Annotated in this window: 10 protein-coding genes; 3 read left to right on the top strand and 7 right to left on the bottom strand. The window is 53.2% G+C overall.

The window, feature by feature from the left end:
* The first annotated feature begins 446 nt into the window (after positions 1-446).
* Both ACPXSQ_RS05990 and ACPXSQ_RS05985 read left to right on the top strand, forming a co-directional pair.
* On the top strand, positions 447-1,061 hold the full coding sequence (locus ACPXSQ_RS05990) for an undecaprenyl-diphosphatase (protein WP_426143113.1): 615 nt from the start codon (positions 447-449) through the stop codon (positions 1,059-1,061).
* A 457-nt stretch (positions 1,062-1,518) separates the two neighbouring features.
* Positions 1,519-2,550 carry an NADP-dependent oxidoreductase gene (locus ACPXSQ_RS05985; RefSeq protein WP_014593691.1) on the top strand — a complete coding sequence of 344 codons (1,032 nt, stop codon included), beginning with the start codon at positions 1,519-1,521 and terminating at the stop codon, positions 2,548-2,550.
* Between the two features lie 49 nt (positions 2,551-2,599).
* Here ACPXSQ_RS05985 and ACPXSQ_RS05980 read toward each other — a convergent pair whose 3' ends face one another.
* From ACPXSQ_RS05980 to ACPXSQ_RS05955, 6 genes are all read right to left on the bottom strand, one after another.
* A complete protein-coding gene (locus ACPXSQ_RS05980; RefSeq protein WP_014593690.1) occupies positions 2,600-3,457 on the bottom strand; it encodes a PfkB family carbohydrate kinase in 858 nt (285 codons plus the stop codon).
* A gap of 2 nt (positions 3,458-3,459) precedes the next feature.
* Positions 3,460-4,317: a MurR/RpiR family transcriptional regulator gene (locus ACPXSQ_RS05975; RefSeq protein WP_013025753.1), complete on the bottom strand. Its 858-nt coding sequence runs from the start codon at positions 4,315-4,317 to the stop codon at positions 3,460-3,462.
* Positions 4,317-5,288 (bottom strand): ABC transporter permease, encoded by a 972-nt coding sequence (locus ACPXSQ_RS05970; RefSeq protein ID WP_013025752.1) that lies wholly within the window; start codon positions 5,286-5,288, stop codon positions 4,317-4,319. The genes ACPXSQ_RS05975 and ACPXSQ_RS05970 overlap by 1 nt, the downstream gene beginning before the upstream one ends.
* 29 nt (positions 5,289-5,317) lie before the next feature.
* Entirely contained in the window at positions 5,318-6,817 is a 1,500-nt protein-coding gene (locus tag ACPXSQ_RS05965) for a sugar ABC transporter ATP-binding protein (protein WP_014593689.1), read from the bottom strand.
* Positions 6,818-6,833: 16 nt separating this feature from the next.
* Positions 6,834-7,874: a sugar ABC transporter substrate-binding protein gene (locus ACPXSQ_RS05960; RefSeq protein ID WP_014593688.1), complete on the bottom strand. Its 1,041-nt coding sequence runs from the start codon at positions 7,872-7,874 to the stop codon at positions 6,834-6,836.
* Positions 7,875-7,939: 65 nt separating this feature from the next.
* Positions 7,940-8,920 carry a TIM barrel protein gene (locus ACPXSQ_RS05955; protein ID WP_014593687.1) on the bottom strand — a complete coding sequence of 327 codons (981 nt, stop codon included), beginning with the start codon at positions 8,918-8,920 and terminating at the stop codon, positions 7,940-7,942.
* A 321-nt stretch (positions 8,921-9,241) separates the two neighbouring features.
* On the opposite strand from ACPXSQ_RS05955, the gene ACPXSQ_RS05950 reads away from it, so the two are divergent.
* Positions 9,242-10,708: a catalase gene (locus ACPXSQ_RS05950; RefSeq protein WP_014605865.1), complete on the top strand. Its 1,467-nt coding sequence runs from the start codon at positions 9,242-9,244 to the stop codon at positions 10,706-10,708.
* A gap of 53 nt (positions 10,709-10,761) precedes the next feature.
* Here the strand turns inward: ACPXSQ_RS05950 and ACPXSQ_RS05945 are convergent, their stop codons facing one another.
* Positions 10,762-11,391: a DapH/DapD/GlmU-related protein gene (locus ACPXSQ_RS05945; RefSeq protein WP_426143108.1), complete on the bottom strand. Its 630-nt coding sequence runs from the start codon at positions 11,389-11,391 to the stop codon at positions 10,762-10,764.
* Positions 11,392-11,920: the final 529 nt, after the last annotated feature.

Below are 11,920 nucleotides of genomic sequence, written 5' to 3'. Positions count from 1 at the left end.
AAACGTTTTTTCTTTCTGCCATGCGTTCCATATTAAAATTGAGAGCAGGCAATACGATAAATCAGGTCGCCATCGTCTTCATTATTATCCGGGTGCGATGACCTTTCCAAACCGATAAAAATCGTCCCATTTTTTAATTTATCACTTTGATATAAATATCTTTTTCACACTCACTGTAAACGCCCAATACCTTTCTCCTGAAGATGGCGCTTCTGATGCTGCCTGTAAACTTTAACTTCATGTATTGCTAAAACAGGCGCGCGTACAATGTTTATCAAGTAATGGTTACCATACCGACTTAACACAATTTTTTTCTGTGAAGGATTTCTGAGCGAAGGTAACAGTAAAATGCTTTTTTAAAGTAAACAAAAATAATGACGTTAAGGTTTCTTTAATGTCTTGACCGGAAAATAGGCCTTTTATTCTCCCAACGGACACATACCTAAATGGGCAATGCTCTTGAGACATATAATCAGGCTTTATTCCTGAAAATCAACGCCCTTCCCGGGACGCCTGAATGGCTGATCGATTTTGGCATTTTCTGCGCTCAATACCTGATTTTTTTGCTGCCGCTTATTCTGCTTATCTACTGGTTTGCCGGTGGACGAGAGGAACGTGGAACCGCCTTGTTTGCTGCAGCAACGGTATTTACCGGACTGTCCCTGGGCTTCCTGTGCTCTGCTGTCTGGTTCCATCCGCGCCCGTTTATGATTCGGCTGGGTCATCTCTGGATTGATCACGTGGCGAACTCGTCTTTTCCCAGCGACCACGGTACGCTTTTTTTGAGTATCACACTGGCGTTATTTGCACGACGCAGCTGGCTCGGCGGCATCGCAATGGCACTGATGTCAGCGCTGGTCGCCTGGGCACGTATTTTTCTGGGCGTTCATTTTCCATTAGACATGGTAGGATCACTTGCGATGGCAGTTATAGCCGTGTTGATGACTCAACGCATGTGGCTACACAAGGGCGCATTGCTGCTCTCTCTTTTTGAAGCACTATTACTGTTACTCCTTAGCTTTTTACCCTTTAAGTTTGTTCGCTCGAGCAACAGAAGATGACAGGCGCAGACGCAGAGCGCGCGTGAAGCAGGCCGTTGAAGCGTATCCAGTGCTGGGATTGTTCTCGTAAGATGCGTGTTCGGCAGCGTCCTGCATTAACGTCAGCGTCAGAGGAAGGCCATACTGACCTGTTTTCAGATCTGCTGACATCATCCAAAGCAGGCTTTTGTCATGTCGCTGCGTTTAAACAGTCAGGCTAAACCTGAAACGGGCGACGCCGGGTGCTCAGCCCGCATCCGATTAACCGGGACATCCTCTTCCCTACTCCGCGCCGTGGATTCAGAGCAATCCGAATGCCCCGTAAAAGAGGCGCTGCGCTTAGTGGCGCGCCCTTCTGACCCTTTCCCGCCGGCAGGTTAACAGCCAGCAGGGTTAAGCATGCTTTTTTCACTCATCTACACTTTAGCCATTCATTCCCGGCAAGCCTCAGCGGTTTGCCCATGCAAAGGACGACACTATGACTGAACAATCGACAACAAATCACGCCTGGCTTTTGGCTTCACGCCCACAGGGTGAACCAACGGAAGATAATTTCCGTTATGTTGCGCAGCCAACGCCTGAGATCAAAGAGGGCGAGATCTTACTGCGGACGATTTATCTGTCACTCGACCCTTACATGCGTGGACGCATGGACGAGGGAAAATCTTACGCGCCACCGGCAGAGCTGGATCAGCCGATGGTAGGCGGTACGGTCTGTCAGGTCGTCGCATCAAAAAACGGTGAGTTTAAAGAAGGCGACTGGGTTCTTTCACAGAGCGGCTGGCAGGAATATGCCGTTTCCAGAGGTGACGATGTTGCCCGCCTTGATAACGATCTGCCCCATCCTTCCTGGGCGCTGGGTATTCTCGGTATGCCCGGCTTTACGGCCTATATGGGGTTAATGGATATCGGTCAGCCGAAAGAAGGTGAAACCCTTGTGGTTGCCGCCGCAACGGGTCCTGTGGGCGCCACCGTGGGCCAGTTAGGTAAAATGAAAGGCTGCCGCGTGGTCGGCGTGGCTGGTGGTGAAGAGAAATGCCGCCATGCCGTTGAAAATCTGGGGTTCGATGCCTGTATCGATCACCACAGTCAGGACTTCGAAGAGCAGCTGAAAAACGCCTGCCCAAACGGTATTGATATCTATTTCGAAAACGTGGGCGGTAAAGTGTTCGATGCCGTGTTCCCGCTGTTGAACACTGCCGCGCGCGTTCCGGTCTGTGGGCTGGTTTCCGCCTATAGCCAGAAAGAGCTGCCTGCCGGTCCGGACAGAACCTCGCTGATTATGGCAGGCATTCTGAAACGCCGTATTCGCATGCAGGGTTTCATTATTTTCCAGGACTACGGCGATCGCTACCCGGAGTTCCTGAAAGCCATGACCCCGCTGGTGGAGAGCAAGAAAATTCAGTATCGCGAGCACGTCATTGAGGGCCTGGAAAATGCCCCTAAAGCCTTTATTGATATGCTGAACGGCAAAAACTTTGGGAAAACGGTCGTTAAAGTGGCCTCGTAATCCCGCTCTGGCTGGCAAAATGCAACGTCACTGACGTTGCATTTTTTTATCAGGCCGGGCGGGAAACGTGATCTGCCGCCGCATTGTTGGCTTTAGCGACCGCGCCCGCGAGTTTATCGCCAGCGTTAAGCGCCTGACACAGCACGCCCATGAAGCAGTCGCCCGCGCCATGGGTGCTGACCAGGGTGACCTGACGGGCAGGAAAAGCCTGCGTTTCCCCTGCTTCACTGAAGGCCACGCCGTGCTCTCCGGCAGTTACCACCACGCGGTCAAAACGCAGTGCCAGCTCTGCTGCAGCCTGCCTGGCTGAGGCCAGATCGGTCACCGCGATGCCGGTCATGTCCCGGGCTTCAACCCCATTCACCACCAGCAAATCAATGCAGCGCGCAAATTCGGGAGAGAGTGGCCGGGCCGGTGCCGCATTAATGCACACCGGGATCTGCTGCTGCCGCGCCGCCTGCGCCGCGACCAGATTAATGGCTTCCGGCACCTCATTCTGCAGCACCAGCATCGACACATCCTGCCAGAAACCGGCCTGCATGAACGGCTCGGCAGCGATATGTTGATTGGCGTTGGACACCACCACCGCGCCGTAATCGCCTTCAGCATCGGTAATGGCAACGCTCATGCCAGACGCAATATCGTCAATCCTCGTGACCGCGTCGGTATTCACCCCTGCCTGGCGCAGCGTTTTCAGCAAAAACGCGCCCTGCTCATCGGCCCCTACCGCACCAATAAAACGGACATCTGCACCTGCTTTTGCGGCCGCTATCGCCTGATTGCCGCCCTTGCCCCCAAACTTGAAGTGGCAGGCGGTTCCCATAACCGTTTCGCCTTTTTCAGGCCGATGATGTGCATCCAGCATAATGTCGTAGTGAAGACTGCCGGTAACTGCAATTTTACTCATGCTCAGAATTCCCGCAGATCCTGAACCGCATGCTGGGTTTTCATCAGGTTTTTCTCCGCACGCGTTAAATCCTTTTTCGCGATGGCCACGAACAGCGCATCCAGTATATTCAGCTGGGCAATTCGTGATGCGGCATTTTCACCTAACAGATGCGATCCCTGAGAAGTTGAATTAAGTACCACATGCGCATGACGCGCAATAGGCGACTCGACGTAATTCGTAATCACAATCACTCTGGCACCGTTACGTCCGGCTAATTTAACCGGATCGTTAACAGCACGCGTTGCACCGGAGTGACTAATCGCAATCACGACATCATCGTCAGATAACACGGCGGCAGACATCAGCATAATATGGGCGTCATCGTAGGCGGTGGACTTAATGCCGATCTTCAGCATCTTGTGGGAGAGATCGCGGGCAACCGTGGCCGATCCCCCTACCGCATATAGATCAATATGACGCGCTTTAAAAATAATATCTGCTGCGCGGTTAAATTCAGATACATCTAAAATCGACAACGTTTCTTCAATAGCCTGAATAGATGTTCTGAAGACTTTTGCCAGTAATTGTTCCGATGAATCATCGGGCTCAATTTCCGCATGTAAACCTGCCACTTCAGAGGCGTTATAATAAATTAAACTGCTTCTGAAATTCCTGAACCCCGTGAAGTTAAGCTTTTTAGTGATCTTAACTATCATGGCTTCCGATACGCCGTTTTCCTGCGCAATCTCTTTTAAAGACGTGTGTTCGGTGATATCCGTTCTGGCAATGATTGCCTCAATGACTCGCCGTTCTAACGGCGTCAGTTGGGGTAATCGCATACGAATTTGAGCGCCAATGGCTCGCGGATCTTGCTTCATTACTTGCCTCGGGTCGCTCGGTCAATCAACATCGCTATGATAATAATAAGACCCGTAGCGAGCAATTGATAAAACGCCTGAATATTAAGCAAGGTCAGGCCGTTACGTAACGCCCCGAGAATAATCACGCCAATCAGGGTGCCAAAGATACTGCCTTTGCCGCCCATCAGTGACGCACCGCCGATGGCAGCGGCCGCAATGGCATCCAGCTCCCACAGGTTGCCGATGGTGGGTTCCGCCGCACCCAGACGGCCAATCAGAATCAGCGACGCCAGAGAGGCCAGCATGCCAGAGATCACGTAAACCGTGACTTTGGTGCGTTTAACCGGCACACCTGCCACGCGGGCCGCTTCTTCATTACCGCCAATCGCCAGAATGTACTCTCCCAGCGGGGTTTTATTCATGACCGTCCAGAGGCACAGCGCAATCACGGCGACCACGACGATCGGCGTGGGCACGCCGAACACCGTGCTGTTGATCAGGCTACGGAACGACATGGGAATACCGAATACGGGATTACCGCCGGTGTAGATCAGCGCAATAGCACGAAACAGCGACAGGCCACCCAGCGTGACGATAAAGGGTTGCAGCCCAGCATAAGCGATAAGCGTCCCGCTAAATATCCCGCTGACTGCGCCGACGCAAAGCGTGGCCATGATGGCCAGCGGCACCGGCACGCCAGACACCATCAGCGTGGCGCCCAACACGGCAGAGAGCGCAGCCGTTGGCCCAACCGATAAATCAATTCCGCCTGAAATGATCACCAGCGTCATGCCCAGCGCAATTAAGGCATTAATGGAGGACTGCTGCAGAATATTGAGCAGATTCGGAACGGTAAAAAATACCGGCGACAGAAAAGAAAATGTCACCACAATAATCAGTAATCCAATTAACGTGCCGGCATCGCGCAGATTAAATTTTAACAGCGGAGAGGCGCGGCTCACCGGCTGCATGTTCGTTTCAGTCGTCATGGTTATCGCCTTTATATACAGGTATGAGATCAGGCAGTTTCAACATCTTTAATGGCAAAACGGGCAATATTGTCTTCGGTGATAGCCTCGCCCTTTAACTCTTTGGTTATTTTCCCTTCACGCATCACCAGTACACGATCGGAGATACGAATGATTTCCGTCATTTCCGATGAGACAACAATAATGGCTTTACCTGCCTTCGCCAGTCGTTCAATTAAATTATAGATTTCTGACTTGGCACCAATATCAATGCCGCGCGTGGGTTCATCGAATAAAAAGACTTTTGCGTCAGCGGCTACCCAGCGTCCGATAATGACTTTTTGTTGATTACCGCCACTGAGCGTACCGATGGTTTTCTCAATATCCATGGGGCGCAGTTTAAGATCGCTCATCACCTCATGTGCTGCCCTGTTTAACCGCTGCTTATTGATTACGCCGCCCAGGGTGAACTGACGCATGGACGGCAGCGCCATATTCATTTTCACCGGGCGGGCTTTAATGATCCCCTCTTTTTTACGATCTTCCGGCACCAGACCAATCCCCGCTTTTATGGCCGCGCTGATATTATGGTTTGGAACGGAATACCCATTGACCTTCACCGTGCCGCTGCTGCGCCTGTCGATACCGGCAATCAGCTTAAGCAACTCGGTACGTCCTGCGCCGACCAGCCCCGCAATGCCCAACACTTCCCCGGCGTTGACGCTAAAATTAGCGGGCGATATTTCATTGCCACGCGCCAGATTTTCGACGCGTAATACTTCCTGAGCGGTGACAAAGGCGTTGTGATCGAGCCGTTCTATTTTGCGCCCGACCATTTTAGCCACGATGCTTTCTTCATCTTCATCGCAGATGTTCACCACCCCAACCTGTTTGCCATCGCGCATGATCGTCGCCCGGTCACAGACTCTGAAAATCTCGTTCATCTTATGTGATACATAGATTAAAGAGACGCCCAGCGATTTGAGGTCGGCGATCAGTTCAGCCAGCCGGTCAAACTCGCGCGGCGTCAGACTGGAAGTCGGCTCATCCATCGCGATGATTTTGGCGTCATCCAGCAACGCACGGGCTATTTCGACAATCTGCTGCTGCGAAACCTTAAGATGTTTAATCGGGCTGTTGGGATCGATCGTCGGATCGAGCCGTTTCAGAATCAGCGCGGCACGCGACAGCTGGGCTTTTTTATCCACCCACCAGCCTTTTGCTTTGGTCAGTGGGCGGCCCAGAAACATATTCTGCGCGACCGAGAGCTCAGGAACATGCTGCAGTTCCTGATGGATCATCGCGATCCCCGCATGACGCGCGCTGAGTGGGCTTTTCATCTGCACCGTCTGGCCGTTGACGCTGATTTCGCCACTGTCCGCGCCGCGCACGCCGGAGAGAATGTTTAGCAGCGTAGATTTGCCCGCGCCATTCTCACCGATCAAGGCATGCACTTCACCGGGCTTCACAAAAAAGTCGACATTTTGTAAAGCTGCGGCGCTGCCGTAGGTTTTGTTGATGCCGCGCATCATTAAACGATACTGTTCCATACGCTCTCCGCCAGGCTTACTGTTTAGCTAACAGTTGACGCAGCTTTTCCATGTCTTGAGTGGAAAACGCATCCGCATTCTCTTTGGTGATGAGCGCCTGCGGTGTGGACACCACGCGTGAGATTTTCTGGCCGTTAATCAAGCGCAGCATCACATCCATCGCCACTTCACCCGTCAGCACCGGGAAGCTGTCCACGGTACCGGTCAGTTCGCCGCGCTTGATGGAGGCATAGGCATCGGAGATCCCATCGGTTCCGAATACGGCCACCTGTTTGGCTTTGTCCATGGCGCGTACCGCTTCCACCACGCCCAGCGCCATCGTGTCGTTATTGGCATAAAAACCGATCAGGTCAGGATGCTGTTGCAGGATAGTGCTCGCCGCATTAAAGGCCTGCTCACGACTCCAGTTAGCCGGTACGCTGGCCACCACATTGAATTTGCCGTTGGCCTTGAGCGTTTCTTTAAAGCCGCTGGTGCGCTGACTGGCAGCATAGACGCCAGGCTGTCCTTCGATCACCGCAACCTTGCCGCCCTGCGGATGGTGCTCAATAAACCATTTCGCTACGCGCACGCCGTTGTCTTTCTGGACATTACCGACGTAGTGTTCCGCATTCGGCATCACCGCGTCATTGACGTTCACAACCGGGATTTTTTTACTGTTGGCGCTTTCCAGTGCAGGCTCAAGGTTAATGTCGGTTTGCGGAGAGACCAGCAGGCCGTTATAGCCCTGAGAAATCATGGTTTCGGCAATCGACAACTGGCCCAGTTGATCGTCTTCATTTGCCGCGGCCTGATAAGCAACGGTGATGCCATATTTTTTGGCGGCGTTCTGGTAGCCCTCGCCCAGCAAACGCCAGTATTCATTGGTCAGGGTTTTGGATACGCCACCGATTTTGAGCGATTTATCGACTTTCGGCATCGCGCCATAGCGACTGTCGAGCGTTGACCAGTCGGTGCGGTCCTGTTCCGTATCGGACTTAAGCGGTGCCAGATCGGCAGCATAAACGCTGGCACACAAGAGCGACGAAGCGATAACGGCGAGTAAACGTTTTTTCATTTTTTCAGCCTTTTATTCTGCGTTTGTAGGGTAAGAAATTGCTGTTCTGCAGCCGGCGTCGTGTGTTAACGCGCCAGCATAATGTCGTTGACGATTTGCTGTGAGGCGACCGCATCCTGACGGCTGATCGCCTCTGCCAGCGCCGGATTATCATTAAGCTGGTCGCAAAGCTTGAGTAATCGCGTCACGGTGGCAATGTTGGTTTCGGCTTCACGTACTGGATCCAGTCCGCTGGCATCCGGGAAGGTGTCAAAATAGTAGGCGCCCTGATAACCATCACGCTGCATCTGCCACAGAAACTCCAACGTGGCGCGCGGATTAACCGATGCCGCCATCAGTCCGTCGTCACGTTTGCCCCAGCCGTCGTTTAAATCCAGCCCCAGCAGCCGGGAACGACGCGCCACCATGGCCGCCGCCCAGGCAGGAATTTCATTGGCGAACAGGACATGGGCGAAATCCAGCGTGATGCCGAGATTCGGGCTTCCGGCCTCTTCGACGGCCAGCAGGCAGGTGGTCACGTTGGGAAAAATGCTGTAGGCACGCGGCTCGTTGGGTTTGTATTCAATGCTCACATCCACGTCCGGCGCGTAGTCGGCGATTTCACGTACCGCGCTGACGGCGTCTTCCCAGATTTTTTTGTAATCGACCTGGAAGCAGTAGTCGAAACCGTCCTGACCCATCCATAACGTCATTAAGCGGGAGCCAAATTCCCGTCCGGTATCGATTCCCCGCTTGGTCAGGTCAATCGCCTCACGGCGAATTTTTGGATCCGGATGGGTAAATGCGCCAATTTTGAACTGCGGTGCATCCCACCGCATCTGCATGCCGTTGACCGCCAGCCCGGCATCCTCAATAGCCTGGCGCAGCGTTTTACTGTCACTGGTGAGGTGCTGGGGATAGTTGAGATCCAAATGCGTTAAGCCTTTAACCTTGCCCGCGCGCGCCACCATTTGCAGTACAGAGGGCTTGCCCTGCAAATCTGGCCAGTAGAGATGTGCCCCCGAAGCAAAGGAGTTAAGACGAGTAGCAAACTTTAAATCTGACATGAGGCTCAATCCTTAGTAACAGGGTTGTAATGTACTTTCCTTTTTCACAACTAACTGTGAAGTTATATTATAATTTACACTTCTCGCTTGAACACGCAATCCTTGTTGCCGCTGAAATAACCAAAATGCGAGAGCGGTCACGGATTAATCAGCGCGGGCAACGATCTGCGGGAGAAGCCAGTAAAACGTGGACGACTGCGCCAGGTCAGCCATGGCCGGCAGCAGTAAATGTGAAAACCCGGGAGGATTAGCCGATGCAATGGCCAGATATGCGCTACGCTTACTCCATGCATTACCCTTATAAAAATGGAGACTATTTCGATGAGTCATGATGAGCGTAAACCCACCACAACCGATGCCGGTATTCCGGTGGCCAGCGATGAGCATTCCCTTTCCGTCGGTCCCGATGGCCCCCTGGTGCTTCACGACCATTACCTGATTGAGCAGATGGCCAACTTCAACCGGGAACGCATTCCCGAGCGGCAGCCCCATGCGAAAGGAAGCGGCGCATTTGGCTTTTTTGAGGTGACTGAAGATGTGAGTCGCTACACCAAAGCCAACGTTTTTCAGCCGGGCACGAAAACTGACGTGGTGATGCGTTTTTCAACGGTGGCTGGCGAGCGCGGCAGCCCGGATACCTGGCGCGATCCGCGCGGATTTTCCATTAAGTTTTATACCCGCGAAGGCAATTACGACATGGTGGGCAACAATACACCGGTGTTCTTTATTCGCGATCCCATGAAGTTTCAGCACTTTATTCGCTCACAAAAGCGCCGCGCCGATAACAATCTGCGTGACAATGATATGCAGTGGGATTTCTGGACGCTGTCACCCGAATCCTCGCATCAGGTCACCTGGCTAATGGGCGACCGTGGGATTCCCAAAAACTGGCGTCATATGAATGGGTATTCCAGCCACACTTATATGTGGGTCAATGAACAGGGTGAAAAGTTCTGGGTGAAATATCATTTCCACACCGACCAGGGCATTGAATACCTGACGCAGGAGCAAGCCGATAAACTGGCAGGCGAAGATGGCGATTACCATACGCGTGACCTGTTTATGTCGATCAAAAACGGCCAATTCCCGAGCTGGACCCTGTACATGCAGATCATGCCGTTTGCTGAGGCTGACAGCTATCGTTTCAATCCTTTCGATTTGACCAAGGTGTGGCCGCACAGTGATTATCCACTGATCAAAGTTGGCAAGCTGACGCTGAACCGCAACCCGACGGACAACCATGCGCAGATTGAACAAGCCGCATTTGAACCGAATAATCTGGTCCCCGGCATCGGGCTCAGCCCGGATAAGATGCTGATTGGTCGCGTGTTTGCCTATGCGGACGCCCATCGCGCACGGCTTGGAGTGAACTATAAACAGATCCCGGTTAATGCCCCGCAGTCGCCGGTGAACAGCTACAGCAAAGACGGGGCGATGCGGATGAATCCGGTATCCGACCCGGTTTACGCCCCCAACAGCAAAGGCGGCCCGGTGGCAGATGGCGACCGCTATCCCACCGACTCGGTCTGGTCAGCCAGCGGCGACATGGTTCGTGCCCCTTACTCACTGCGTCAGGACGATGACGACGTGGGCCAGGCAAATACCCTGATCAACAAGGTAATGGATGATGCCGCGCGCGACAGGCTGGTCAACAACGTTAGCGGTCATCTGCTGAACGGGGTTGAAGAGCCGGTGCTTTCGCGAGCGTTTCAGTACTGGCGCAACATCGACCAGACCATTGGCGATCGTATCGCCAGCAAGGTGCAGGAAGCACGCGCTAAGCGATAACCCGCACATCTGACGGTGGCGTAAGCCACCGTTACTCTTTTGCGCAAACGCGCTCAGCCATGTCTGGCACAAAACTGCTTAATATCCCCTGACTGAAAATCGGCCAGGTTAGCCATGATTTTTTCCAGCGGCCAGTTCCACCAGGCAATGTGCTGTAGCCGGGTTGCAATCGCCGGATGAAAACGAACGCGGATCGGTTTAGCCGGCACGCCACCCACGACGGTATAGGGCGCCACATCTTTGGTCACCACCGCACCTGCCGCCAGCACCGCACCATCGCCTACCGTCACGCCAGGCAGGACAATCACGCCATGACCTATCCAGACATCGTTGCCAATGATCACCCGGTCTTCGCGGCGGGCGCTAAAAAAACCGTGGTCGCGCGTGGCCGTAGCATCGTAATACTCCGGACAATAAGTAAAGCGGTGTTGCGACGCCCGATCCATCGGATGGTTAGGTGCACCGATGCGTACCTGATTGGCAATGGCGGTGAAGCGGCCTATTGCGCTGTCTGCGATGCAGCAGTGTTCACCGACGTAAGAGAAGTCGCCAAGGGTGCTGTATTCAAGGTAACTGTGCGCCAGAATTTCACACTGTGAGCCAATCTGGGTTTCGCGCATACGTACGCTGGCGTCAATTTCGGTCTGCTGGAGTTTGGCGGGTTTGACAATGGCAAGTGACATGAAAAGGCTCCCGGAACTGGTCTGATGTCTGGATAAGTTGTGCCTTTGAGGCACCCGATTGCCGCGCCACTGTAGCTGGGAAAGATGACAGGCAATTGACAACGAAAAAGGCGGAGTGGTTAGCTCCGCCTTGGTCAAAGTTCCGGTTAATTTGCATGACCGGTCAGTTGCATAAGGGCAACGATGATCTGCAAGATGATCCGGATGATTTCCAGAATCAGCTTCGTCAGTTCCATCACTTTCCTTCTCCCGCAACAGGAGCGCGCTGTTCAGCAGCCAGGGCCTTACCGTTACCCGCCAGGTGCCTGAGCACAACTTTGTGGAGAGGGCTGAGCGGCACTCGGGGTTTAAGCCACAGGTCAGCACCACCTGTTACCTGCCGGGATTTGCATTACCGAGCTCCCCTGGAAGCAATCAGTTAACCCTGCGGCGATACCCAACACTCAACACATGTATAAATATACAGTATTTTCGCCAAACTTGAAGTCTTGCGCAGCCCTCTTTACAATCAATTTGTGGAGAGTGCTGA

This window comes from Pantoea sp. EEL5, from assembly GCF_049892805.1.
Classification (GTDB): Bacteria; Pseudomonadota; Gammaproteobacteria; order Enterobacterales; family Enterobacteriaceae; genus Pantoea; species Pantoea ananatis.
The sequence above is the reverse complement of the archived record's forward strand: the minus strand, read 5'-3'. Positions and strand labels throughout refer to the sequence as shown.

Excerpts from the sequence above, each read along its gene's own strand:
- ACPXSQ_RS05990 (WP_426143113.1), top strand. The coding sequence starts at position 447 with ATGGGCAATGCTCTTGAGACATATAATCAGGCTTTATTCCTGAAAATC.
- ACPXSQ_RS05985 (WP_014593691.1), top strand. The coding sequence starts at position 1,519 with ATGACTGAACAATCGACAACAAATCACGCCTGGCTTTTGGCTTCACGC.
- ACPXSQ_RS05980 (WP_014593690.1), bottom strand. The coding sequence starts at position 3,457 with ATGAGTAAAATTGCAGTTACCGGCAGTCTTCACTACGACATTATGCTG.
- ACPXSQ_RS05975 (WP_013025753.1), bottom strand. The coding sequence starts at position 4,317 with ATGAAGCAAGATCCGCGAGCCATTGGCGCTCAAATTCGTATGCGATTA.
- ACPXSQ_RS05970 (WP_013025752.1), bottom strand. The coding sequence starts at position 5,288 with ATGACGACTGAAACGAACATGCAGCCGGTGAGCCGCGCCTCTCCGCTG.
- ACPXSQ_RS05965 (WP_014593689.1), bottom strand. The coding sequence starts at position 6,817 with ATGGAACAGTATCGTTTAATGATGCGCGGCATCAACAAAACCTACGGC.
- ACPXSQ_RS05960 (WP_014593688.1), bottom strand. The coding sequence starts at position 7,874 with ATGAAAAAACGTTTACTCGCCGTTATCGCTTCGTCGCTCTTGTGTGCC.
- ACPXSQ_RS05955 (WP_014593687.1), bottom strand. The coding sequence starts at position 8,920 with ATGTCAGATTTAAAGTTTGCTACTCGTCTTAACTCCTTTGCTTCGGGG.
- ACPXSQ_RS05950 (WP_014605865.1), top strand. The coding sequence starts at position 9,242 with ATGAGTCATGATGAGCGTAAACCCACCACAACCGATGCCGGTATTCCG.
- ACPXSQ_RS05945 (WP_426143108.1), bottom strand. The coding sequence starts at position 11,391 with ATGTCACTTGCCATTGTCAAACCCGCCAAACTCCAGCAGACCGAAATT.